This window comes from Corallococcus sp. AB018 (assembly GCF_003986945.1).
GTDB lineage: Bacteria > Myxococcota > Myxococcia > Myxococcales > Myxococcaceae > Corallococcus > Corallococcus exiguus.
Genome location: NZ_RAWR01000056.1, coordinates 22,981 through 45,474 on the forward strand (window position 1 = coordinate 22,981; position 22,494 = coordinate 45,474).

The following is a 22,494-nucleotide window of genomic DNA, read 5'->3' on the forward strand; positions in this document are numbered from 1 at the left end:
GCCGCGTGGGGAATCGTGGCAATCCGCTACTCGGCGGAAGCGCGGACGAAGAGCGCCTTGCCCGTTCGAATCGTGCACTTCACGTCCGCGAACCGCCGGACATCCGTGGAGGGATCTCCGTTGAGCACCACGAGGTCGGCGTCGAAGCCCGGCTTGACGAGGCCCCGGCGCTCGGAGGCGCTCCAGCGCGCAGCGGGGGCGGAGGTCAACGATGCGAGGATCTGCATCGGGGTCAGCCCCGCGTGGGCCATGAGGACGTACTCCTGCGTCGGATCCAGGTCCGTCATGTAACCGACGTCGGTGCCGAACAGGACCTGGCCGCCCGCGCTGGAGAACGCCGCGAGCTGCCGTTCGGCACCCCCCACGAGGCGGTCGCGCACGTCCGTGGGCACGTCCGCCTTGGCTAGCTCGTACCCCCAGAGCTGCAATGTCGGCACCAGGGAGACGTGGCGCGCGACCATCTGGCCGACGAGCTCCTCGCTCCACCCGGTCTTCGGTGAATCGATGGTCGTATGCACGACGACGTCGACGCCAGCCTGCACGGCCGCGCTCACGCCTTCGGGGTCGGTGGGATGCACCATGACCAGACCCCCTCGCTGGTGGGTTTCATCCGCCGCGGCGCGAGCGACGTCCTCCGCCATGCGCCGGATCTCCCCCCCTCCCTGGGGCGTGGCGACGAACAGCTTGGTCCCCTTCGCGCCGCCCTCGGCATTCGTGCGGACGACGGCGCGGGCCTCCTCCGCCGACGCGGGTTGCGGAAGCTGCGCCAGCAGCTCGGGCGGCAGGTCCCGCAGGTAGAAGGGAATGCCGTTCCGCGGATACATCGGGGACCCAACGGTGAGGATCGCCGGCCCCTGCAGCTCGCCTCGCTCGATGCGCTGGCGAAGGGCCTCGGTGTTCGTGGGGTCGGAGCCGGTGTCGACGACCGTCGTGAAGCCAAAGCGCGTGGTCATCCCGCTGAGCGGTGGCTGAAGCTCGTCGCGCGGACGGCTGACGGCTCCGGCGAACGCGGCATCCGTGAAGTGGACGTGGCTGTTCTGGAACCCCGCGGTGATCACCCCACCGCTGCATGCATCCTCGAGCCGCACTCCGGGAGGCGGAGCAACCGGCGCGGAACCCATGGCTTCGATTTTCCCGCCGCTCACGACCACCCAGGCGTTGTCCAACGGGGGCGCGTCCGGAGCGACATAGAGCCGCGTGCTCGTGAGGAGATAGCGATCCGTGGGAGCCGGACGCTGGCTGGACGCGCAGCCCGCGGTGGCCAGGGAGAGAATCAGAGTGACCCGTTTCATGTTGTTCACCTCGCTGATCCGAACCGTGCTCCCAAGCGCGGAGCCCGTCAAACGGTCGATGGATTGGACCGGCGCCTGATATGACTTCAGCCATGTCCTTGAAGCACGTCGCGCCCCTCGTCGCGCTCCTGCTGTCCGTGCCTGGCGACGCGCCCCGGGCGGCGGCTCCGGTGGCCTCCAGCTGCGCCCAGGCGCCCTTGTTCCAGCGCTACGCGCGCAACGGCATGGTGGAGTCCCTGCCTGGAAACAAGGTGCGCCTGACTGCGGTGGCGGACGTCCACAGCGCGGACTGCGGCACCCCCGACTGCTACTTCACGAAGGTGCGGGCGGTGTTCCACTTCGCGGAAGGCAAGGGCTGCCGCGTGCGCGAAGTGGAGGTCTCCACGGAGGATGGCGGCTGCATCCCGGAGGGCGACCGTGCTCCGCCGAAGCGGGAGGCCTTCTTCCCGAAGGGGCCCGCGGACGTGGCCGACCCGGCGTTGGCGCAACTCACCCTGCGCACGCGCAAGGCGGACCGCGCGCTCGTCCTCCTCCCGAAGAACCTCTTCTACTTCGAGGACGTGAAGGCGGGCGCTCCGCTCCACACGACGCTGCCCACCGGCGAGGAGGGAGAGGCCGCCTGCTGCTGGGGTGCCTCCATCGCGGAGTCGCACTTCCGCGACTGACGAAGGCAGGAAAAGATGGGCGCCACCTCGGGCCTGTCTACCCGAGCAGCCGTCCCAAGGCCTTCCGCAGCTTCCCATAGGCCTGGGCGCTCCCGCTGCATGCCAGCTTCTCATCCAGGGGCATCTCGCCCATCGTCCGTGTCTGCCCCGCGGGGATGAAGACGGGCTCCCAGTGCAGGCCCGTGCCCTTCTGCATGGGGGCGATGCTGCCCTCGATGCGTCCCTCGAAGACCTGGAGCTTCTGGCCGTCGCAATAGCAGACGCGCTGGATCACATGGGCGGCGCGCGAGGCCCCTGGGGGGATCAAGGTGCAGAGGTCTCCCTGGAGGGCATTCCAGAACGGCTTCACCAGGGGGCCCGGCAGCTGCTTGAAATGGTCGATGTAGAGCCCGCCGTGTTCCACGAAGAGGTGGACCGGTGTCCTCCTGTACGCCTCGAAGGCCTTCTCGCGGACGACGAAGTCCAGGTCGTGGGAAAGCACCTCCGGGACTTCCTGTTTCAGGAGCCGCGGAGGCGTCCTGCTGCGGTGGAAGAAGCGCTTCACGGCCTCGAACTTCTCCGCGTTCGACGTGCTGAAGTAGACGGGGGGCATCCTTCCCTCACGCATGCAATTGGTTGAGCAGCTCGGCGACGCTCGCGGACTTGTCGCTTGCATCCAGCTCGATGACGTCGATGTTCCATTCCTCGAGCAGCCGTGGCTGGACGCGGCCCGCGCCAAAGGTGACCCAATAGGACTTCAGCGGGGCGGAGGTCGGGCTCGCGCCGGTTCCTTTCCGGCTCTCCTTCCGGAGCCGATCCATCCGGTGCCAGATGTACCGGATGTTGGGGTCGCTGAAGCTGTAGCCCACGAAGAGGAACACGTTGCCCAGCAGGTCGCTGCGCAACCGTTGATCCGGCGCGGCCTCCAACCGGTGGCGGTCGAAGAACTGGCTTTCCGTCAGGACGATCGTCTCGGGGTGCGCGAGGTCGCCGTGGAACTTGATGACGCTGCAGGCGGTCGGGTCCACGGGCTTCATGAAGTCCTCGAGCCGGGTCAGCGTGAGGACCTTCCGCTTCTTGTTCCGGTCGCGCAGGGCTCTCTCGATATGGTGCTCGAAGTTCGTCGTGTAGAGGGTCCGGAAGTCACAGCCCGCGAGCGCCTGGTGCTGGATGGACGTGCGCCGTTGCTTGTCGACGTCGCGGTGGTGGAAGCGCTCCCGCATCTCTTGGATGAAGCCCATCAGCCGCTCCGGATGCTCGAGCTCGAAGTAGCCGGCGAGTTGCTGCGCGTTGCCGTGGACCTCGAAGAGCTCCGGAGGGTCGAACCCCAGGTTGCCTCCCATCCACCGCATGAGTCCGCTCCAGGTGGGCAGCCGGAGCGGCGCGGAGAAGCCCGCCCCGAGGAAGGGAATCAGCCGGTGCTCCTGATAGGCCTTCTGGAGCCGGGGCAGCGCCTTCGTGAGCGTCAGCACGGTCATGGCCCGCATCCAACTCCATCCCTGGACCCGGCACCATCACCGCCTCAACGCGCGTCTCCCACGAGCACCCACGCGGCCCACACGCTGGCGGGTTCCTGCCGCTCGCGGGCCAGGCGCCGCGCGACCGTGAGTGCCCGCGCCTTCCGCAAGGCGGGCGGCGTCTCCAAAGGCTCGCGATATGCGCGATAGAAGTCCACGAGGAACCGGGTCGTGGCCTCGTCCTCCGCGACCTTCCAGCGGGTGGCGAGGACCGCGCTGGCGCCCGCGATGAGGAAGGCCCGCGTGAAGTCCAGGCGCTCGTCGCTCAGCGCCGCTTCACCCCGGGCCGTGTCACATGCCGCCAGCGTGACGAGCGTGGCCCTCTGGAGGGGCAGGGTGGCGATCTCCGCGGGTCTCAGCCGGCCATCGTGGGCCTCGGAGGGTTCGAGCTCCAGGTCGGCGCGGGCGATGTGCACTCGCCCGCCTGGAACCCCCAGGGCGGCACGCTCTGGCATACCTGGCGGATCTTCCCCGGTAGCCTCTTAAGGATTCCTGGTTAATGCAGTTTGTCTGACTAGTATTGACATTCGTGTTTGTGTGCTCGCAATGTCCATGGCCTCGCGTCCATGACTGGGGAGCACACCATGCCGAAGTCGAAGCAACTCGCGTCCTGCCTTGCCCTCGCGCTGGCCACGGTCTCGCCAGTGGCCCTTGCCGACTCCGCGATCTACGGCGGCGGCCCGTTCTATTCCGGCGGCACCGCGGTGATGAACGACCTGCGCGGCTCGGGCTTCACCACCGTGATCCTCTGGAGCTTCCACATCGAGGACAACGGCGACCTCGTCTACAACGACATCCCGGTCGTCAGGAACGGCGCCTATATCGGCGACCCGGCCTGGCCCACGCGGCTGGCCACGCTCAAGACGGCGCCGACCTCGGTCAATCGCATCGAGGTGTCCATTGGCGCCTGGAGCGTCCCCGACTTCGAGCGCATGGCCCGGCTGGTCAACGGCACCGCCGCCGGCTGCGGCAGCACGCTCGTCTGCGGCACCGGCACCAACAGCATCCTCTACCGCAACTTCCAGGCGCTGAAGGCCGCCACCGGCGCCAACGCGGTCAACTTCGACGACGAGAGCGCCTACGACCTCGCTCCCACCACGCAGTTCGGGCAGATGCTCATTGGCCAGGGCTTCAAGATCACCTTCGCGCCCTACACCCAGCAGACCTTCTGGCGGAACCTCAAGGACAACCTCGGCGCCGCGGTCGACGGCATCTACCTGCAGGTCTACGACGGCGGCGCTGGCAACAACCCCGCGAGCTGGAACACCGCGATGGGCATGACCGTCGACCCGGGCCTGTGGTCTCGCCACGGCACCAACTGCGCCAGCGGCGACAGTCCGGCCTCGGTGCAGAGCCGGATGAGCACCTGGAAGAGCAGCGCTGGCATCAACGGCGGCTTCATGTGGCTGTATGACGACATCCAGAAGTGCGTGGCGCAGGGCACGAGCGCGCAGTACGCGGCGGCCATCAACACTGCGGTCAGCGGCAACACCCCTCCCGTGGCCAACTTCGGCGTCACCGTGAGCGGACTCACCGCGACCTTCAGTGACGCCTCCAGCGACAGCGACGGCACCATCACCTCACGCAACTGGAGCTTCGGCGACGGCAGCGGCTCGACCGCGACGAATCCCAGTCGTGTCTATGCCAGCGCTGGCAATTACAACGTCAGCCTGACCGTGACGGACAACGGTGGCGCCAGCAATACCAAGACCCAGGCCGTCTCGGTCGGCTCGGGCTACGCCAACCTGGCGCTCAACAAACCGGCGACCGGCTCCACCGCCTGCAACAGCAGCGAAACGCCCGCCAAGGCGGTCAACGGGAGCGTCTCCGGTGGCACCACCGACAAGTTCTGCTCGTTGGTGTCGGGCGCCTGGATGCAGGTGGATCTCGGCTCGGCGCAGACGGTCAGCAGCTTCACGGTCCAGCATGCCGGCGCGGGCGGCGAAGCGAGCACCTGGAACACCCGGGCCTTCACCCTCCAGACCTCCACCAACGGCACCAGCTGGAGCACCCCGGTGACGGTGACCAACAACACCGCCAACACCTCCACCCACGCCATCAGCGCCACGTCCGCGCGCTACGTCCGGCTCAACATCACGACCCCCAGCCAGAACGGTGACCCGGCGACGCGCATCTACGAACTCGAGGTTCGCTGACAGACCCTTCCCATGCCCGGGACGGGACGGAATCTCGACAACTGGTAAAAGCTGATAAATAGGACTTCCGAGTCTTAGCAAACTCGGAGGTCCATCGATGAAGAACCCCTCGTTGTTTTCCGCCGTCGTCCTCGCCGCGCTCGCGGCGGGTTGTGGTGAAGAGCGTTCCGACGCCCCCCTCGTGGACGAGGCCCCGGTGGGCACGTCCAGCGGGGCGCTCGCGTGCACCACGCGCATCACCTACGGGGACCGGTGGATCCACCCCGGGCACCCGGAGCAGCACGACACCGCGAGCGGTCTGGTGACCTGGGACGGCAGCTGCGTCAACGAAGGCAGCAACTCCTACGCCGTGTTGTCGAACGGCTGGAAGCCGTACTTCACCGGGCCCAACGCCTGTGTGCTGGCGCTCGACACGGACTGTTCCGGCGCCACGACCTGCGCGACGCGCGTCACCTACGGTCCGGCGTGGTTGCACCCCGCGGGACACGCGGCCCAGTACGACGACGTGGGCGGCCGCGTGACGTGGGACCGGGGCTGCACCAATGCCTCTCCCAACTCGTACACGGTGCTGTCGAACGACTGGTCGCCGTACTTCAGCGGCACCAACGCGTGCGGCATCTCGCTGCGCTACACGGGCTGTGGAGGGCTCTACCAGAACCCCGTGGTGCCCGTGGACTGCGCGGATCCGGGCGTCATCCACGACGGCACGCAGTACGTCGCGGCCTGCACGTCCGGGGGCGCGGCCAACGCGTTCCCGCTGCGGACGTCCAAGGACCTGGTCACCTGGACGGCCGCGGGCAACATCTTCCCCTCCGCGCGCCGGCCGACGTGGGCCACGGGAGACTACTGGGCGCCGGAGCTCCACAAGGTGGGCACGCGGTACATCGCGTACTTCACCGCGCGCCATCAGGACGGGAAGCTGTCCATTGGCGCCGCGACGGCCACCAGCGCGCTGGGGCCCTTCACGGACCTGGGCCATCCCCTGGTGCATGACGCGGGCATGGGGATGATTGACGCCACGTTCTTCTACGACACCGCGGGCGTGCCGTACCTCGTGTGGAAGGCGGACGGGAACGCGGTGGGGCAGCCCACGCCCATCTATGGCCAGACGCTGTCGGCGGATGGGCTGTCGCTCACCGGCACGCGCCGCACGCTGATGAGCAACACGCTCGGCTGGGAGGGCGGCGTCGTCGAGGCGCCGTGGGTCGTCGCGCGGGGCGGCTACTACTATCTCTTCTACAGCGGCAACTCGTACGCCAACAGCACCTACGCCGTGGGAGTGGCCCGGGCCACGAGTCCGCTGGGGCCCTATACGAAGCTGGGCAATCCCATCCTCAAGACGGGCGGCGGTTGGGTGGGGCCCGGCCACAACTCGGTGGTCACCGGACCCGGTGGGGACACGGTCATGGTCTACCACGCGTGGAACAGCGCCCACACGGCCCGGGTGATGCTCGTGGATGCGATGACGTGGCCCAACGGCTGGCCCGCGGTTCCGGAAGCTCCGTCCTCCGGTTCGCGGCCCATGCCGTAACGAATTTCTCCAGGTGGGGGACCGGCGGCTTCCGGCCCCTACCTGACGACGCGCGCTGTCACCCGGCATCCGTGATGCGCGCCAGCAGTTCGCTCAACAGCGCGCTTTCGCCTGGGGTCAGGACGGTGAGCCGGTCCAGGGAGGCTCGCAGCGTGGTGGCCGCTGAACGGACCTCCGTATTCGCCGGAGGCGCCGTCTCGCTGGAGATGGCGGCCATGACCGTCTCTCGCGCGGCCTCGGACAGTCCGAGGTCGCGTTGCCCTTCGGGCTGGCGCAGGAGCGTGAGCACGGCGCCGTTGCACATGGACGACACGAGGCCGAGCGCCCGCTCTTCACTGACCCTCAGGCGGCCCGCGAGCGCGATGTTCCGGATGCGGCGCCGCAGGACCTCATTCCCCGTGCTGACCACGGAGGATTGCGGTGCTGGCTCCAGGTCGCTGCACATGAGCGCGAACAGCCCTGGATGGCTGAGTCCAAACGCGACGTGCATGTCCCAGCCCATCCGCAGGTCCTGAAGCGGATCCGGGTGCGGCTTGCGCGCGGCCTTCTTCGCCACGTAGCTCGTCAGCTCGTGCTCGACGACGGCCGACAGGAGCCCGTGCTTGTCGCCGAAGAGCCGGTAGAGCGTGGGTGCCTGCACGCCTGCCGCGGCGGCGACGGCACGCGTGGTCGCTGCGTCGGGTCCTCCAGAGGCGATGAGGTCCGCGGCGGCCGCCAGGATGCGCGCACGCGTATCGGGGCCCTCGGCGTCTTCGGCGGTGACCTTCTCCCGGTCCTTCATGCGCCTGACTTAACACGCGGCTTCCGGAACGGCGGTAACGAACGCTTGATAACGGCGATAGCGGCCGCTACGTTATCGTCGGTATCTTGATTTTGTTTCCGTTGACAGGGAAGAGGGACGCTCGATGATCGTCGTGACCGGAGCAACAGGGCAGCTTGGCCGCCTCATCGTGGAGAAGCTCATCGCCCGCATCCCGGTGGACCGGGTCGCCGTCAGCGTCCGGGACGTCCAGAAGGCCCAGGACCTGGAGGCACGCGGCGTCCGGGTGCGGAGCGGGGACTTCGCGGAGCCGAAGAGCCTCGCGCATGCCTTCGAGGGCGCGACCCAGGTGCTGATGGTCTCGTCGAACGCGGCCGCGCATGGGGGCGATCCCCTGGCCCAGCACCGCTCCGCCATCGACGCCGCGCGGTCCGCCGGCGCGCGGCGCATCATCTACACGAGCCACATGGGCGCGAGCCGTACGTCGGCGTTTCCACCGATGCTCGACCACGCGGCGACGGAGCAGATGCTTGCGGAGTCCGGTGTGGCGTGGACCTCGCTTCGCAATGGCTTCTACGCCTCGAGCGCGGCGTTCCTGCTGGAGCGGGCCCTGTCATCGGGCGTGTTCGAGGCCCCCGCGGACGGGAAGGTCTCCTGGACCACGCACGCGGACCTCGCGGAGGCGGCGGCGGTCATCCTCACGAACGAGGGGCGGTTTGACGGGCCGACGCCGCCGCTCACGGCGTCGCAGGCGCTCGACTTCGGAGAGCTGTGTGACATCGCGTCCGGCATCCTCGGACGTCCCCTCCGTCGAAGCACCGTGTCGGAGGACGAGATGCGCGCGAAGCTCGTGGCGAGCGGCATGCCCGCGCCCGTGGTCGGCATCTCGCTCGGCCTCTACCGCGCGAGCCGCGACGGCGAGTTCGCGGCGGTCGACCCCACGCTGCGGCAGCTGCTCGGGCGTGAGCCGGTGCGCATGCGCGAGCTGCTCGCCGGCAAGCTGCGCTGAGGCTCAGGGCGCGGGGATGAACCGGAGCTCTCCGGGACGCAGCGGCCCCAGGTACTTCAGCCACTTCTCGTACTCGCTGTCGTACGACGCCCGGCGCACGTAGACGTCTCCGAAGTTCCCCGAGGTGGGCGTGGCGCGCAGCCACAGGTCCAGCGCGCCCGTGTCGTCCATCCGCGCCACGCCGACGTCTCCCGGCGACGGCGTTCCCGGCAACGGGGGCAGCGGCTCCACGCCGTCGTCAGGCTTCGTCTGGAGGCTCTGGATGCGGTCTCGAATCGCGTCCAGCACCCAGGGGTCCATGCCCGGCAGGGCGCGCAGGCGGGGCTCCTGGGCCTCCAGCCGCGCGCTCAGCGTGGGGAGCACCTGGGTGCGGAGGGTCTCCACGGCCCGGGCATCCCAGCCCAGGTAGCGGGTGCTGCTCTGGAGCGCCAGCTGCAACCCGCCCAGGTCCTCCAGGGTCGGCAGGTCCTGTCTCCGGGCCAGCCACGTTTCATAGAACGTGCGGAGGAACCACTCCTGGTCATACCGGATGACCGGCACCGTCCTGCCCCATTCCCAGTCCGGCGCGAGCCCCGTCTGCCCCAGGTGCCAGGTGTTGAAGCCGCCCCGCGAGTCGGCGAACTTCGCGAGCTCCGTCCAGCGGGCCTCGGCGTCGGGGCGGGACTCGATGAACTCGCGGCACCGGCGCATGTCCTCGGCCGAAGCGCGCGGATCCGCGGCCACCAGGTCGCACGCCTTGTCCGACGCGCCTCCTTCGACCGCCGCGCGCAGCGCGAGCCGCGCCTCCAGCTCCTGCCGTGCGCGGTGACGCGACGTCGACCACTCGCCCCCCATGATGGCCAGGGCGGCGGTGACGGCGCACGCGACCAGCGCCACCATGGGCAGGCCCATCCCCAGCGGGAGCGAGTCGAACGGGCGGTCCGACAGGAAGCGCCGCCAGCCGACCCAGAGGGTGAGGAGCAGGGGGAGCACCGCGAGCACGAAGGCCAGCCCGTTCAACGCCTGATGCAGCGGCGTGGCGGAGTGCCGGTACGACTCGCTGCTGAAGGCGAGGGTGAAGAAGGTGCCGACCAGCAGCGCCACGCCCAGCCCCAGCTCCACCAGCAGACACACTCCCGCTGCGACCGCGCTCATCCTCGATGCCCCCATCCGTCGCGGTCAGGGCCCCATGCTCCCGGCCGCATGTTTCAGCGTAGTCGAATCCGCGCTCGAACTCGGGTCACCCGCGACGAAATAACGTGTGAGGGCGGTGAGACACCGGCCCGTTTCCCTACCGGGAGAGGACCCATGAGCTGCATTCACTGGCGCTGGCGTGTTGCCACCACACAGCGGGATCTCGATGACGTGGCTCGCATCCGCTGGGCCGTCTTTGGCGGAGAGATGGGATTGCTGCACGCGCAGTGGTCGGTGTCGCGGCGGGAGATGACCTGCATCGACACGCTCGACACCACGGTGCACCTGCTCGTCCATGCCGGCTCGGAGGCCGTGGCGACCATGCGGGTGGCGCTGCCCAACGCGGAGGTGGCGGCGAACCTGGGCGGGACGGTGGGGCTGGAGATGGCTCAGCGGGTGGACCTCTCCAGGGTCATCCAGCCGGGCATGTCGTTCGCGGAGCCCTCGCGCTTCTGCGTGCTGCCGAAGTGGCGCCGCACGGAGGCCGTCACCTGGCTGCAGACGGCCATGTACACGGAGAGCCGGCGGCGCGGGGTGACGCACTGGATTGCGTCCGCGAACCTGGAGACGGACTCGCCCGAGGACGCGCTCCTGTCGTGGCAGGTGGCGGCCAGCCGCGGATGGCTCAGCCCTCGCTGGCGGGTGGACGTGCCCGACCCGTGGCAGGCGCCGGTGCATCCCCGCAACCGCTTCTATACGCCCGAGGAGCGGGCCAGGGCGGAGCAGGGGCAGCTGGACGGACTGCGGCTGCCCCGGTCGCCCTCGCTCTTCGCCAGCACGATGGGGGCTCGCTTCATCTCGGAGCCGCTCTACGACGCGTACTTCCAGTGGTTCACGCTGCCGCTCGTCATGGCGCTGGATGAAATCCCCGCGGACAGCCTGGCGCGCTTCCACGCGCTGGAGTTCGGTGTGAGCCCCGCCGCCTAGGCCGGGGCCGTTCCTTCCTTCCCTTCACCTTCCACACGCAACAACCGGGAGCCCGAAAGGCCCCGGACAGGAGACGTACGTGCAAACCCAGACGGAGCAGCAGACGGCAACGAATTGGCTGGCGGCGCTGGACGAAGAGGCGCGGGGGCTGGTGGCGGCGGTGGATGCGCACCCGGACGCCCGCGGCCTCCTCGACGGCACCCTCGACGTGGAGGGCTACATCCACTACCTCGTCCAGACGTATCACTACGCCCGCTGGAGCACCCCCATCCTCGCCGAGGCGGGCCACCGGCTGAACCGGCTGGGCCGGCACCCGGAGCTGGCGAAGCTGTTGATCCAGAAGGGGGAGGAGGAGCGGGGACACGACATCTGGTTGCTGACGGACCTGAAGAACCTGGGCGTCCCGGAGGCGCAGGTGGAGGCGGCGGCGCACAACCCCGCGGTGGATGCCTACACGGGGTGGAACTTCTTCACGTCGCTCTCGGGCGTGCCGACGGCGGTGCTGGGGACCGCGTACGCGCTGGAGTACCTGTCGCAGACGCGGGCGGGCGTGTGGGCGGAGCGGCTGCTGGAGGTGTCCACCATCCCCAACATCCGCAAGTCCGTCACGTTCCTGCGCAGCCACGGCGCGCTGGACGGGGGCCACGTGGCGGAGATGCAGAAGATCCTGACGCCACTGACGGATCCGGAGGACCAGGAGGCCATCCTCTTCTCCGCCCGGGTCGCCCGGAGCGTCTACCCGCGCATCTTCCGCGAGGACGCCACCGCCGGCCACCCCCACACGAGGTAGAGACAAACACACGCAAGCTGGGAGAGCCTCCCGTTCAAGCCCTGGCCCTACGGGAGGCGTCTTTCCTTGCGTTCGAATTTCTCAGACAGGCTTGTTGAGGCGCGCGGCCTGGTAGATGAGGTCCGCGCGACTGTCGATGCCCAGCCTGTCGAAGATGTTCCGCACGTGGGTCTTCACGGTCAGATGGGTTCGGCCAATCTCACTGGCGATCTGCTCGTTGGTCCAGTTGCGGAGCAGGAACGTCGCGATGGTGACCTGCTGGGGCGTGAGCTTGCTCTTCATCTCCGCGGGGAGCGGGATGGAGTGGGGCGTCTCGTTCAGCAGGAGGGCCCATCGCCGGGGGCCGTCAGCGGTGGGCAGCTCGACGAACCGGCACGTGCGGTTGCCATCGTCATGGTTGAGGACCCATTGGCTCTTGCCGAGCCGCGCGTCCGCGTCCATGCGAATCAAGGCGTCCAACCGCTCCTTGAGGACGAGCGGGAGCCCGGAGGAGTGGAGGTCCGAGCGGGCGAACCACCGATCCAGGAGGGCGACGGCGGAGTCGGAGCGGAGCGCCTCCTCGAAGGAAGACTCCACGATCAGGAAGGCGGAGTCGGTGCGGCGGTAGAGCTCATCGAGGAGGCTGGCACCGGTCATGAGGGTCTGGAAGTCACCGCAGTTGCGCACGGCGTTCACGAGGTGCGGGGCGAAGTTGGAGAGGACGGCGGAGTTGTGGGTGGTGAAGGCGCGTTGCCGGTTCCGGTAGAGCGCGAGGGCGGCGACCAGACCGGGGCGGACGGGGAGGAGCATGGCCATGATGTGTTCCAGGCATGGATCCAGCTCCCGGCTGCGTTGGTAGATGAGCGTTCGCTCATACTCTCCGCGGGTGAGGAGCTGCGTGTCGCGGACGGGCACGTTGGGCCGGGCGAAGATGGGGGCCCGGAGGAAGTCATGGTCAATCAGGCTGGCATACTCATCGAGGATGCGGAGCGGGTGGCCCGGGACGAACCACCGGAAGTCCGCGTTGGGCGCCACGTGCATGAGGCACAGCGCCATGGCGTCGGCCTGGACGAGCTCGAGGAAGGGGGCGCGTACGGCATCGAGGGCCTGGGGGAGGAGCAGCGTGCTGTTGAGGGCCAAGAGGGCCCGGTCCTTGATCCCGTCGGCAGTGCGATTCATGGGACTGAACATCCACCCTCCTGGGGCAACCCTGCGGGTTTGTACGTCGCGACCGCTCATCCATAGCGATGTGCTGAAAACCTGTCCCTCACCCTCAAGAGGTATTGCCCGGCCCCTTCGGTTCGGGCAGGCGCCGCCCCACCGTGGCCTCCGGGAGCCTCCTCCGCGAAGAGCAGGGGGCCGTTGGGCACACTGGACAGGATGGTCCCCCGCGTCGCTTCGCACGCTGCTGGCGCCGAAGCAGGCGGTGTTGCCCAGACCGGTGAAGTGGTCGGGCGCGTCCACCCACGGCGGGGCCCAGTGGGAGACATCCGGGCTCCTGGCCCGTGTTGGCTGACTGTGGATTGGACACGCTCACCGTGCCCAGGGTCGTGCCATCCGACCTCCAGACGTCGATGCGGCCGTGGGTGTTCGCGAAGAAGAACCGGGCGTTCCCCATGGACGTGAACGTCGAGGGAGAACCCGACAGCGTTCCGGGAGTCAGGTCGCGGACGCGGGCCGGTATTTCTTTCGCTTGGGCCTGCTGGAACGACGGGACGGCACACAGCAACGGCAGCAGGGCTATGTCAGCTCGGCGCATGTCTTCTCTGGGGCGAGGACCCAGCGAATCTTGCCACGGCCGGCTGGATCATCTCCAGAGCTGTCATTGCGCTCCAGGATGTCGCGATTGACCCTGCACCGCCCGAGGCCTCCTGCAACGGCCCCGGGCGGAGTGACGCTCACGTCACTGCATGATGGTGACGATCTGCGCCTGGCAGGTGTTCACGTCGATGATGGAGTTGATGGTGTCGACGGCGCAGATGGCGCCGCCATAGGTGCCGTAATAGACCGTCGCGGTGCAGGTCCCGGCGTTGTCGGCGATGTCCACGCGCCAGACACAGGTCTTCGAGGTGGACGGGGCCGACGGGTTGACCGTCCAGTAGTACTGCTGGGAGAACGACGGGGCCGGCGCGGGGGCGTTGATCTGGAACCCGCCCAGGGTGGCGGTGGGCACGGGATAGGGCGAGAACACGCCGTTGAACGTGCCGGTCACGGTCTGGAGGCCCAGGGAGATGGTGGCGCCGCTCTGGTTGGAGACGAAGAAGTTCTCCAGGGCCGGGCCAATGGAGGCGCCGCCCTTCACCTGGGCAATTTCAACCGCGCCCTCGCGAACGCTGACGTACTCGTCGCGCTGGGACAGGTAGTCGGGGAACCCGAGGTCGGCCGGAGCGGCAAAGGCAACCGACGGCGCGAGGGACAACAGGGAGGCGGCCAGGAAACGCTTCACGTTCCTCGTCATGGACTACTCCTGAATTGATTGTGTGGGGTTGGCCGAAGCCGAGGACTTCCTATCACTGGTCTTGATTTAACTGCAAATCAGAACGAGCAAATCAGGTGATTCCTGTGGGCGCGGACGATTGCGTCCGGACGGTGTTGCACATTGCGTTGGAGGCCCGGCTAGGGGTTTTCCACGGGTCTACCCATACACGCCACCTGGGTTCGGCGTGCCCCCGCTCGCCGGGTAGGCAGGCGAGCGGGGGGGAGACGCAATGGGCTCAATCAGCCGCAGGCTTCCGTCAGCTCCCCGATGTCGTTGAGCGACTGAGAGCAAAACAAATACGTGTTGTATTCGTAGTCAAACAACATCATACACTGGTGGGGCAGTTCTTCTCAGACGGAGCACACATGCGCACGCTGCGGAAGTCCCTTCTGGCTGCCCTGGCTGTTGTTTCCCTTTCGCCCGCGGCGGCCCTGGCCGCGAAGCCCCAGTGTGAAGACATCTGTTATGAAAGGCCCTGCAGCATGGTCTGTGATGTCTGGGGACGCACGACCACGTGCGCCGAGAACGCGATGTTCTGGGGCTGCGTGGATGGCATTGGCGGCTCCAGCGACTCCTCCGCCCCGGCGACCCCGGAAGCGGTCCAGCAGGCCGATGCCTCCGCGCAGGTGTGCAGCGAGCAGAACCCGGCCGCTGAGCAGTCCGCCGCCGTCGAGAGCTGAGTCGCGAGCGTGAACCGGGGCGCCTGGCGATCGCGATGGATCGCCGGGCCTCCCATCAAGGCGCGCCCAGGGCCGGCGGGGTCTCTGTCCGCCGGGTGCGCCGGCGCCAGAACAGGAACACGGGCACGCCCGCGCCAAACAGCAACGTGCCCTTGAGCGCGTTGAGCGGGTTGGAGGCCGTGGAGCCCAGCAGGACGTACAGCGCCGCCGCGATGAAGAGGAGCGGGGTGATGGGATAGCCGGGCACCCGGTACGCGGCGCGAGGCACCAGCCCCTGGCGTTCGCGCGCTCGGTAGACGAACAGCGTCGCGGCCGTGGCGCCGAAGATGAGCCAGTCGGCGAAGACGACGTAATCGAGCAGCTCGCCGTACGTGCCCGTGCCCGTGAGGAGGATGGCCCAGGCCGCCTGGAAGAGGATGGCGTTGGAGGGCGTGCGGTAGCGCGGGTGCAGCCGGGCCATCCACGGGAAGAACAGTCCATCCGCCGCCATGGCCTGGTAGACGCGCGGAGATACCAGGATGACGAGGTTGAGGAACCCGAAGGTGGAGAGGGCGACGCCCAGGGTGATGAACGTGCGGCCCGCGGGCCCGATGAGCTGGCCGAGCGCGTCCGCCGCCGGAGCGCTGCTCGCCGCGAGCCCCACCGCGCCGAGCGTGCGCAGGTAGGTGAGGTTCGCGAGCAGGTACACCGTCACCACGCCGATGACGCCGAGCAGCAGGGCGCGCGGCAGGTTGCGCTCGGGGTCGACCATCTCCTCGGCCACGAAGTTCGTCTGCTGCCAGCCGCCGTAGCTGAACAGCACCGGGACGAGCGCCGCCCCCAGCGCGAGCACGAGGGAGTCGGGCGCCACCGGAGCGGCCACGACCTCCACCGCGGCAGGATGGGCGCTTTCGAGCAGGAGCCCTGCGCCCACGAGCACCGCGAGCGCCAGCAGCTTGAGCACGGTGAAGACGTTCTGCGTGAGCGTCCCGGACCGCACGCCGAAGTAGTTCACCCCGGAGAGCAGGAGGATGGCGCCGACGGCGAGGGGGAAGCGGAAGCCGGGCCCCAGGCCGGTGAGCGCGAGCGTGTAGTTGGCGAAGGTGACGGCCACCGCGGCGATGGCGCCGGTGGCGATCATCAGCATCAAACCCCACGCATTGAGGAACGCGGGCAGGGGACCAAAGGCATCGCGCAGATAGACATAGCTGCCGCCCGCCCTGGGGATGCGCTGTCCCAATTCCCCGTAGATGAAGGCGCCAATGAGCGCCACGACTCCGCCGAGCAGCCACACGGCCAGGGTGAGCGCGGGTGTGTGCACGCGCTGCGCGACGATGGCCGGGTTGAGGAAGATGCCCGAACCGATGATGCCGCCAATGACGAGCATCACCCCCGAGAACAAACCGACACGCCGGGCGTAGCCGTCGCGATGGGCTCCAGCTTCATCCTGTGTGGGGGAGGGGCTCATGGGCACCCAGCATATCGGCTAGCATGCCCGCGCCCGAACATGTCCATGTTGGAAGGAGGGGCCCCTTGGCGACTTCGGATGGCATCGACCCGGCGCTGGATGCCCTGGCGGTAGAAGGCCCCCTGTCAGGCGTGGAGAGTGCCCTGCGCGCGCTCCCCGCGGCCCAGCAGGCCCGTCGCTTCAGGCACCGCCTGCTGTCCGGGGCGCGGTCCCTGGCGCCGCTGGGGGTCGTCATCCTGTGCATCGGGATTGCTGGCACTGTCGAAGGCCCGCTGTCCGTCGTGGCGGGAGTCCTGGGGCTCGGGCTTGTGGCCGCATTGGGGATTCGCGGGATGTTCTCCACCCGCTTGCGCGTGCCCGGGCACGCTGGCGACGATCCGGGCCGCCGGCCGGAGCTGGTCGTCCGGGTGCTCCAGCGGCTCAAGGCGGACCTCGCACCGGACGCGTCCGTGCGCCTGCGGCTTCGTCCCGATCCCCGGCCCGAGGGACCGGGTTCGAGCCTGTATTTCCTCAAGGGCATCAAGACGGCTCCGCCGGATGTGTTGGACCCGTGGCTCACGTTGGAAACGCGGCTGGCGGATGGCTCGCACCTGCGGCTGAGCGCGGTGGAGCGACGCCGTGTCCGGGTCAGCGACCGTGGACCCAACGGGCCCCGGCGGCGCACGCGGATCAAGGAACACGATGCGCTGTTCCTGGAGGCCCGGCTGCGAGTGAAGGAGAAGCGGCACCCGCGGCTCGTGGCGCTGTCGCTCGACCGGGCCCGGGCGACCGTGCGCCTTCCTCCCGGCGCGAAGCTCCAGCGGCTGCGCATCACCGGAGAGCACCTGCGGCTCCGGATCCAGCTGGAGGAGACCTGGCGTCCCTTTGTCCCGAAGGACACGGGGGAGGAGAAGTCCTCCACCCCGGATGAGTCCCTCGCGGTGACGATGATGCTGCTGAGCCTCTACCAGATGCTCCACCTCGCCCGGACGCCCGTGGCCCCCAAGGTCGTCAAGCCGCCGCGCGAGAAGCCGCCACACCCGCGCGCCAGGTCGCGGCGCAGCCGGTCCGGGTGACCCCTGAAGCGGGAAGCGGCTCAGCCCACGATGGCCGTGGCTTCGATCTCCACAAGGACGCCCGGCTCGTAAAGCACCGAGACCCCGATCAGCGAGGCCGGCGCTGGCGAGATCCGCAGCTCCCTGGCGGCCTGCTCGATGCCGGCGATGAAGTCAGGCATCGCTTCGCGCTTCCAGTCGACCACGTAGAACGTCAGCCGGACGACGTCGTCGAACGTCGCCCCGGCGGCCGCGAGGGCGATGGCGACGTTGCGGTAGGCCTGCGCCACCTGTCCGGCCAGGTCGCCGCGAGCGACCAACTGGCCCTCCGCGTCGTACGCGACCTGTCCCGCGATGTGCACCTGCCGGGTGCCGGTGGCGATGGCCACCTGCCGGTACACGTCGGGCTTCATGATTCCGTCGGGGTTGAGCAGGGTCACGGGCATGGATCATCTCCAAAGGGAAGGTGAGTGACTGGCTCGTATACCGGGGCCATTGACGAACGGCGTTCCCCTCTCCCGCGACGCGGTCGCTACAATCGAGCGCCATCGATGAAGCGCTCCCAACTGGATGAAATCTTCGCCTTCATGTCCGTCGTGGACGCGGGCAGCTTCGTGGGTGGAGGACAGGCCCTCGGCCTGACGCGTTCGGCGGCTGGCAAGGCCTTGGCCCGGTTGGAATCCCGCCTGGGGGTGCGCCTGCTCAACCGCACGACGCGCCACCTGAGCCTCACCGACGAGGGCCGCGTCTTTCACGAGCGCTGCTTGCAGGTCCTCGCGGCCCTGGACGACGCGGAAGCCAGCGTCGGACAGCGCACGGGCACGCCCCGGGGGTTGCTGCGGCTCACGCTGCCCGCCGCGTTCGGCAGACTGCAGGTCCTTCCCTTGCTGCGGGACTATCTGCGGACCTGGCCCGAGGTGCAGGCGGAGGTGAGCTTCTCCGATCGCGTCGAGGACATCATCGAGGAGGGCTACGACCTGGCGGTGCGCATCAATGCCTCCAGCACCGACACGCGCCTGGTTTCACGGACCGTGGCCCGATACCCCGTGTTCGTCTGCGCGGCGCCCGCCTACCTGGACGCGCACGGCGAACCCGCCACGCCGGAGGACCTGGCGGGGCATGAGTGTCTGGCCTTCAGCAGCCGGACGCGACGGCAGCACTGGCAGCTGCGCCAGAAGGGCGGCTCCACGGTGAAGGTGGAAGGACGAAGCCGCCTGCGGCTCGACAGTGGCGAGGCAATCCGGGACGCAGCCGTCGCGGGGCTGGGCATCGCCTATCTTCCTGGCTTCCTGGTCAACGAAGACCTGGCGAGCGGGCGGCTCAAGGCGCTGCTTCCGTCCTGTGAGACGGAGCATGTCCCGATCATGGCGCTCTACCCGAGCAAACGTCACCTGCCGGCGAAGGTGCGGCGCTTCATCGACCTGATGGTCGAGCAATGGAACCCGAAGGCGCGCTGAGCCAGCCATCCCGCATCGTCACGGCTCGATGAGGAAGGGATTGCTGATCACCTGCTCCTGGAGGGTCCGCCCCTCTGAGTCGGTCCGCAGGGTGTCCACGTCGTGCACGATGCGGTACTCGCCGGCAGGGAACTCCGTGGGGAGCCTCAGCGTGCCATGGGCCCGGGCGCCGGCCTTCAGTGTGTGCTGGATGAGCGGACACGCCTCGCCCTCGTCCAGGTGCGGTGTGGTGCTCCACGCGGTGTCCTGACTGCGCTCGACTCGGACGGTGCAGAGGTTGTAGCCCACCTCGCGAGTGCCCTCGTTGCGCAGTTCGAACTGGACGGTGTCGCCGGGCCGATACTCCGTGGCGTCCGTGGAGAGAGAGACCTCTACCTCCCCACACGCCACCAGCAGCGTGGTGAGGGCCATCAACGGAAGTGTGAGTCGCATCTGCATCCTCCTGGGATTGGGCTCTGGCGCTGATGCAGCTGTCAGGCCATGGTCATCCCATCGTTTTCCGGGGGACCGTGCCGACAGGCCTCTCAGTTATTTGAGAGCCCCGGCCAGCGGACACGAAAAAGCCCCACCTCCCCGGGGGCACCGGAGAGGCGGGGAGGGGGCCATCCACGTCAGTCCGTCACTGACCGTCGAGCCTGCCGTCCAGGTTCCGGTCGAGCGCGATGCGCGTGCCGGAGCCCGGAGGCACCGCGGTGAAGGTCACCTCCTGGCCCAGGGTGTTCGCCAGCGCGCGCAGGGCCGTGGTGGTGAGGTTGGCGGTGCCGTCGTCTGGCCTCCACGTGCCGGCCACGCGGTCGAAGAGGAAGCCCTTCACGCGGGTTCCGATGGCGGCCTTCGCCACCAGGTCGGCCTCATACGTGGAGCCGCCGAGGATCTTCGACACGAACGGCGCCTTCGCCCGGGCGATGAGCAGGTCGATGCGCGCTCCCACCGCGGAGGCGTTCGTCGACGTGAGCGTCACCTGCTGTCCGACGATGGGCGCCAGGTCGGAGTCCACCGCCATCATGTAGGCCTCCACCTCGCGGCGATCGGTGTCGCCGCGGAAGCCCACCAGCGGCCCGCCGATGCTGGTGTTGGAGAAGACGATGGCGCTGAAGAAGCGGAACAGCGTGTCCACCGCGCCGTCGTGCGTGTAGCCGAAGCCGCGGATCTGGTCGCCCGTGGGCCCCGTCTCCGAGTGCTGGAAGAAGCTGCTGTCCGGGAAGCCGAACATGCCGACCTTCGTGTACATGTTGCGCACGTGGGGAATCTTCATGATCTGGCTGATTCCCTCGAAGCTGGCCTGACCGTCGGTGCCGAAGTGGCCCTGTGCGGCGTCGATGGTGTGACAGCCATTGCAGTTGAAGCCGGTGTTGGTGCCAATCGCCAGGCCGTCCACGCGGCGGCTACCGAAGTAGAAGTCGCGGCCGGATGCCTGGGTGGACGTGAGCGAGTTGTCCAGCTTGCGGATGGGGTTGGGCGGCAGCTGTACCTGGAGCTGGTAGTTCGTGAACTGGTTCATCTCCGCCTCGGTGGGCTGATCCACGCGGCCGAGCAACCCCGGGAAGGCGACGACGAAGTTCTTGAACGACAGGGCTTCGTCATACGAACCCGAGCCGAAGAAGCCCGTCGACCGGTCCCCGCGCCAGTGCATGGCGCCGGAGGTGGACATGCCGCGCAGGGTCTGCGTCGTCATGGGCCCCTTCATCGGGTGGAAGGAGTTCTGGTTGCCGGTGCCGTTGACGTCCGAGCTCGGGTGGCCGGTGAGCAGGCGGAACGCGCCAATCTCCAGGTTGCTCGCGAGCCGCTTGTCGATGGCGTTGGTCGTCACCGGGTCATCCGGGTTGCCCAGGTCCCAGGCGAGCTCGTCCTTGTCGCCAAAGATGTGGCAGCTGGCGCAGGAGGCCTCTCCGTTGGCCGAGGAGAAGTTCGCGTCGTAGAGGAACGGGCGGCCTTGCACGACGGAGGCGGGCTCGGGGTTGAAGAGGGCCGCCGAGGCCACCTGGCTCTTCGTGGCCAGGTCGATGACCTTCACCGCGTTGTCGAAGCGGGTCATCACGTAGAGGCGGTTGCGCGCCTCGTCCAGCACCAGGCCGCTGGGGCCGCCGCCGCTCACGGGGATGTAGTTGGCGCTCGCGGTCCGGGGATTGAAGGTGTCCGCCTCCAGCGCCGCGGTGTCGAACACGCCGACCTTGCTGGAGCTGAACGCGGCCACGTACAGCTTCGCGCCGTCGCTGGAGATGGCCATCTCCGTGGGCGTGGAGAGGCTGTGATTCTTCGCCGTGGAGTCAAAGCCGGGGGCGCCGGCCAGCTTCGAATAGTCGATGTGCTTGTTCAGGTGGCGCGGAGACACCGTCGTCCCCTTGATGACGGTGATGCGCATCTTCGCGATGTTGCCCTGCACCGTGCTGCCGCCGAAGGTGCCGGGGCCCTCGAAGCGGGTGTGGTTGTTGGCGTCGCTGTTGGTCGCGTACAGCGCGCCCGTCCGCGGGTTGGTGGCCAGGTTGAAGACGGTGGTGCCCACGCCCGTGTAGAACGCCTTCTGCTGCAGGCCGTCCGCGTCGATGGCGAAGACGTCCTTGTCCGGCAGGTTGAAGCGCACGCCGTTGTTCCAGTTGCGGCCGAGCGTGTCCTCCCAGCGGCTGAGGGCGCTGTTCCATTTGACGATGAGGCCCGTCTCCGGCGCCTTCGCACCCTGGGCGTTCGTGGAGGGGCCGGGCAGGCCGCCCAGGAAGAGGTTGTTGCCCCACGGGAACGAGTCCGGCTGGACCAGGCACACGCCCGCGCTGCCAAAGCCGTTGCACACGCTGTCCATGTTGATGGTCGTCGTCCGGTTGCCGGACTGCGCGATGGCCGCGTAGACCGTCTTCTTGTCCGGGCTGACGGCGAGGCCTCGCGGCGTGTCGCCGAAGAGCGTCAGGATGCGGACGGGCGTGCCGCCCAGTGTCGCCCCCAGGGACGCGGGGTTGAAGACCCAGATGTCCGCGCGGCCCACGCCCGGCGTGGTGAGCTGCGGGTCCCCCGCGCCGGGCACGGAGGCGATGGATGGATCCGTGCGCTGCTGGCCCCGGTGCGCGGTGGTGATGAACGCATTGCCGTTGGCGCCGGCGAACACGATGTCGCGCGGCTCGTCACCCACGAGCAGCGTGCGCACCACGTGCGGCGTGCCGCTCACGCTCACCACGCTGATGCTGTCGGACAGGTGGTTGACCACCCAGACCTCGGTGTTGTTGCGCACGCCGACGGACACGGGCTCCAGGCCCACCGGCACTTCCGCCGCGAGCGACAGGCCCGCGCTGGTGACATTGAAGACCTCCAGGCGGTTGTCCGGCGTGTTGACGGCGAACAGCTTCGTCCCGTCCGGAGAGAGGGCCAACGGACGCACGTGCGCGCTCTCGAACTCGATGAACGAGGGCGCCTGGGCTGCGGCGGGGGATGCGGCGAACAGCGATGCGGCGGCGCACAGCAGACCGGCTCGGGTGCGCCACCGGTTCTTGCTCGGGCCCACTTGCGGGGTACGGACCATGGGGATCTCCTGGGTGAGCGTGTAAGAGCTGCGCACTCGGGATTACCAGTGAGGCCCGCGACATCGCCCCCTCCGAAGGGAGGGGGTGGGGGAGGGCAATGCACGCATGGGGAG

21 protein-coding genes are annotated in these 22,494 nt (G+C 68.5%); 9 read left to right on the plus strand and 12 right to left on the minus strand.

From position 1 onward, the window contains the following. Nucleotides 1-26 precede the first annotated feature (26 nt). A complete protein-coding gene (locus tag D7Y11_RS14160; RefSeq protein WP_126933958.1) occupies nucleotides 27-1,292 on the minus strand; it encodes an amidohydrolase family protein in 1,266 nt (421 codons plus the stop codon). Nucleotides 1,293-1,384: 92 nt separating this feature from the next. Here D7Y11_RS14160 and D7Y11_RS14165 point away from each other — a divergent pair, with 92 nt between their 5' ends. Then, the gene (locus D7Y11_RS14165; protein ID WP_121751513.1) at nucleotides 1,385-1,957 is read left to right on the plus strand and encodes a hypothetical protein; all 573 of its coding nucleotides are present in this window, start codon (nucleotides 1,385-1,387) and stop codon (nucleotides 1,955-1,957) included. A 37-nt stretch (nucleotides 1,958-1,994) separates the two neighbouring features. On the opposite strand, the gene D7Y11_RS14170 is transcribed toward D7Y11_RS14165, so the two are convergent. Genes D7Y11_RS14170 through D7Y11_RS14180 form a run of 3 tightly spaced genes read right to left on the minus strand, consistent with a single transcriptional unit; the run spans nucleotide 1,995 to nucleotide 3,869 of the window. Further along, entirely contained in the window at nucleotides 1,995-2,549 is a 555-nt protein-coding gene (locus D7Y11_RS14170; RefSeq protein ID WP_121751512.1) for a non-canonical purine NTP pyrophosphatase, read from the minus strand. A gap of 7 nt (nucleotides 2,550-2,556) precedes the next feature. Further along, nucleotides 2,557-3,414, minus strand: coding sequence for an SIR2 family protein (locus D7Y11_RS14175; protein ID WP_121751511.1), 858 nt, complete (start codon nucleotides 3,412-3,414; stop codon nucleotides 2,557-2,559). A 44-nt stretch (nucleotides 3,415-3,458) separates the two neighbouring features. Next, the gene (locus tag D7Y11_RS14180) at nucleotides 3,459-3,869 is read right to left on the minus strand and encodes a CHAT domain-containing protein (protein ID WP_158628988.1); all 411 of its coding nucleotides are present in this window, start codon (nucleotides 3,867-3,869) and stop codon (nucleotides 3,459-3,461) included. A gap of 168 nt (nucleotides 3,870-4,037) precedes the next feature. On the opposite strand from D7Y11_RS14180, the gene D7Y11_RS14185 reads away from it, so the two are divergent. Both D7Y11_RS14185 and D7Y11_RS14190 read left to right on the plus strand, forming a co-directional pair. Next, nucleotides 4,038-5,609: a PKD domain-containing protein gene (locus D7Y11_RS14185; protein ID WP_126933959.1), complete on the plus strand. Its 1,572-nt coding sequence runs from the start codon at nucleotides 4,038-4,040 to the stop codon at nucleotides 5,607-5,609. Nucleotides 5,610-5,706: 97 nt separating this feature from the next. Continuing rightward, complete coding sequence (locus tag D7Y11_RS14190) at nucleotides 5,707-7,140, plus strand: glycoside hydrolase family 43 protein (RefSeq protein ID WP_126933960.1); 1,434 nt, start codon at nucleotides 5,707-5,709, stop codon at nucleotides 7,138-7,140. Between the two features lie 58 nt (nucleotides 7,141-7,198). Here the strand turns inward: D7Y11_RS14190 and D7Y11_RS14195 are convergent, their stop codons facing one another. Continuing rightward, on the minus strand, nucleotides 7,199-7,921 hold the full coding sequence (locus D7Y11_RS14195) for a TetR/AcrR family transcriptional regulator (RefSeq protein WP_126933961.1): 723 nt from the start codon (nucleotides 7,919-7,921) through the stop codon (nucleotides 7,199-7,201). A gap of 124 nt (nucleotides 7,922-8,045) precedes the next feature. Here D7Y11_RS14195 and D7Y11_RS14200 point away from each other — a divergent pair, with 124 nt between their 5' ends. After that, nucleotides 8,046-8,909: an SDR family oxidoreductase gene (locus tag D7Y11_RS14200; protein ID WP_126933962.1), complete on the plus strand. Its 864-nt coding sequence runs from the start codon at nucleotides 8,046-8,048 to the stop codon at nucleotides 8,907-8,909. Between the two features lie 3 nt (nucleotides 8,910-8,912). Here the strand turns inward: D7Y11_RS14200 and D7Y11_RS14205 are convergent, their stop codons facing one another. Beyond that, the gene (locus D7Y11_RS14205; protein ID WP_126933963.1) at nucleotides 8,913-10,043 is read right to left on the minus strand and encodes a hypothetical protein; all 1,131 of its coding nucleotides are present in this window, start codon (nucleotides 10,041-10,043) and stop codon (nucleotides 8,913-8,915) included. Between the two features lie 153 nt (nucleotides 10,044-10,196). Between D7Y11_RS14205 and D7Y11_RS14210 the strand changes: the two genes are divergently transcribed. Further along, nucleotides 10,197-11,009 (plus strand): GNAT family N-acyltransferase, encoded by an 813-nt coding sequence (locus D7Y11_RS14210; protein WP_121751505.1) that lies wholly within the window; start codon nucleotides 10,197-10,199, stop codon nucleotides 11,007-11,009. A 79-nt stretch (nucleotides 11,010-11,088) separates the two neighbouring features. Further along, the gene (locus D7Y11_RS14215; protein WP_120597637.1) at nucleotides 11,089-11,799 is read left to right on the plus strand and encodes an iron-containing redox enzyme family protein; all 711 of its coding nucleotides are present in this window, start codon (nucleotides 11,089-11,091) and stop codon (nucleotides 11,797-11,799) included. A gap of 81 nt (nucleotides 11,800-11,880) precedes the next feature. Here the strand turns inward: D7Y11_RS14215 and D7Y11_RS14220 are convergent, their stop codons facing one another. Next, nucleotides 11,881-12,957, minus strand: coding sequence for a LuxR C-terminal-related transcriptional regulator (locus tag D7Y11_RS14220; protein ID WP_233596721.1), 1,077 nt, complete (start codon nucleotides 12,955-12,957; stop codon nucleotides 11,881-11,883). Between the two features lie 724 nt (nucleotides 12,958-13,681). After that, entirely contained in the window at nucleotides 13,682-14,236 is a 555-nt protein-coding gene (locus tag D7Y11_RS14225; protein WP_120575347.1) for a hypothetical protein, read from the minus strand. A 503-nt stretch (nucleotides 14,237-14,739) separates the two neighbouring features. Between D7Y11_RS14225 and D7Y11_RS14230 the strand changes: the two genes are divergently transcribed. Further along, nucleotides 14,740-14,937, plus strand: coding sequence for a hypothetical protein (locus tag D7Y11_RS14230; protein ID WP_126933964.1), 198 nt, complete (start codon nucleotides 14,740-14,742; stop codon nucleotides 14,935-14,937). A 55-nt stretch (nucleotides 14,938-14,992) separates the two neighbouring features. Here the strand turns inward: D7Y11_RS14230 and D7Y11_RS14235 are convergent, their stop codons facing one another. Then, a complete protein-coding gene (locus D7Y11_RS14235; protein WP_126933965.1) occupies nucleotides 14,993-16,384 on the minus strand; it encodes an APC family permease in 1,392 nt (463 codons plus the stop codon). Between the two features lie 65 nt (nucleotides 16,385-16,449). Between D7Y11_RS14235 and D7Y11_RS14240 the strand changes: the two genes are divergently transcribed. Continuing rightward, nucleotides 16,450-17,439 (plus strand): hypothetical protein, encoded by a 990-nt coding sequence (locus tag D7Y11_RS14240; protein ID WP_126933966.1) that lies wholly within the window; start codon nucleotides 16,450-16,452, stop codon nucleotides 17,437-17,439. Between the two features lie 20 nt (nucleotides 17,440-17,459). Here the strand turns inward: D7Y11_RS14240 and D7Y11_RS14245 are convergent, their stop codons facing one another. Further along, nucleotides 17,460-17,864 (minus strand): RidA family protein, encoded by a 405-nt coding sequence (locus D7Y11_RS14245; RefSeq protein ID WP_126933967.1) that lies wholly within the window; start codon nucleotides 17,862-17,864, stop codon nucleotides 17,460-17,462. 105 nt (nucleotides 17,865-17,969) lie between these two features. On the opposite strand from D7Y11_RS14245, the gene D7Y11_RS14250 reads away from it, so the two are divergent. After that, entirely contained in the window at nucleotides 17,970-18,875 is a 906-nt protein-coding gene (locus D7Y11_RS14250; RefSeq protein ID WP_126933968.1) for a LysR family transcriptional regulator, read from the plus strand. A gap of 18 nt (nucleotides 18,876-18,893) precedes the next feature. Here the strand turns inward: D7Y11_RS14250 and D7Y11_RS14255 are convergent, their stop codons facing one another. Next, nucleotides 18,894-19,307, minus strand: coding sequence for an immunoglobulin-like domain-containing protein (locus tag D7Y11_RS14255; protein WP_126933969.1), 414 nt, complete (start codon nucleotides 19,305-19,307; stop codon nucleotides 18,894-18,896). Nucleotides 19,308-19,494: 187 nt separating this feature from the next. Further along, nucleotides 19,495-22,380, minus strand: coding sequence for a YncE family protein (locus D7Y11_RS14260; RefSeq protein WP_126933970.1), 2,886 nt, complete (start codon nucleotides 22,378-22,380; stop codon nucleotides 19,495-19,497). Nucleotides 22,381-22,494: the final 114 nt, after the last annotated feature.

What these genes read in the sequence shown, in the direction of transcription:
- D7Y11_RS14165 (WP_121751513.1), top strand. Translation starts at nt 1,385, where the DNA reads ATGTCCTTGAAGCACGTCGCGCCCCTCGTCGCGCTCCTGCTGTCCGTG.
- D7Y11_RS14175 (WP_121751511.1), bottom strand. Translation starts at nt 3,414, where the DNA reads ATGACCGTGCTGACGCTCACGAAGGCGCTGCCCCGGCTCCAGAAGGCC.
- D7Y11_RS14245 (WP_126933967.1), bottom strand. Translation starts at nt 17,864, where the DNA reads ATGCCCGTGACCCTGCTCAACCCCGACGGAATCATGAAGCCCGACGTG.
- D7Y11_RS14255 (WP_126933969.1), bottom strand. Translation starts at nt 19,307, where the DNA reads ATGCGACTCACACTTCCGTTGATGGCCCTCACCACGCTGCTGGTGGCG.
- D7Y11_RS14205 (WP_126933963.1), bottom strand. Translation starts at nt 10,043, where the DNA reads ATGAGCGCGGTCGCAGCGGGAGTGTGTCTGCTGGTGGAGCTGGGGCTG.
- D7Y11_RS14160 (WP_126933958.1), bottom strand. Translation starts at nt 1,292, where the DNA reads ATGAAACGGGTCACTCTGATTCTCTCCCTGGCCACCGCGGGCTGCGCG.
- D7Y11_RS14185 (WP_126933959.1), top strand. Translation starts at nt 4,038, where the DNA reads ATGCCGAAGTCGAAGCAACTCGCGTCCTGCCTTGCCCTCGCGCTGGCC.
- D7Y11_RS14230 (WP_126933964.1), top strand. Translation starts at nt 14,740, where the DNA reads ATGGTCTGTGATGTCTGGGGACGCACGACCACGTGCGCCGAGAACGCG.
- D7Y11_RS14200 (WP_126933962.1), top strand. Translation starts at nt 8,046, where the DNA reads ATGATCGTCGTGACCGGAGCAACAGGGCAGCTTGGCCGCCTCATCGTG.
- D7Y11_RS14210 (WP_121751505.1), top strand. Translation starts at nt 10,197, where the DNA reads ATGAGCTGCATTCACTGGCGCTGGCGTGTTGCCACCACACAGCGGGAT.
- D7Y11_RS14260 (WP_126933970.1), bottom strand. Translation starts at nt 22,380, where the DNA reads ATGGTCCGTACCCCGCAAGTGGGCCCGAGCAAGAACCGGTGGCGCACC.
- D7Y11_RS14190 (WP_126933960.1), top strand. Translation starts at nt 5,707, where the DNA reads ATGAAGAACCCCTCGTTGTTTTCCGCCGTCGTCCTCGCCGCGCTCGCG.
- D7Y11_RS14195 (WP_126933961.1), bottom strand. Translation starts at nt 7,921, where the DNA reads ATGAAGGACCGGGAGAAGGTCACCGCCGAAGACGCCGAGGGCCCCGAT.
- D7Y11_RS14170 (WP_121751512.1), bottom strand. Translation starts at nt 2,549, where the DNA reads ATGCCCCCCGTCTACTTCAGCACGTCGAACGCGGAGAAGTTCGAGGCC.
- D7Y11_RS14250 (WP_126933968.1), top strand. Translation starts at nt 17,970, where the DNA reads ATGAAGCGCTCCCAACTGGATGAAATCTTCGCCTTCATGTCCGTCGTG.
- D7Y11_RS14225 (WP_120575347.1), bottom strand. Translation starts at nt 14,236, where the DNA reads ATGACGAGGAACGTGAAGCGTTTCCTGGCCGCCTCCCTGTTGTCCCTC.
- D7Y11_RS14220 (WP_233596721.1), bottom strand. Translation starts at nt 12,957, where the DNA reads ATGAATCGCACTGCCGACGGGATCAAGGACCGGGCCCTCTTGGCCCTC.
- D7Y11_RS14235 (WP_126933965.1), bottom strand. Translation starts at nt 16,384, where the DNA reads ATGAGCCCCTCCCCCACACAGGATGAAGCTGGAGCCCATCGCGACGGC.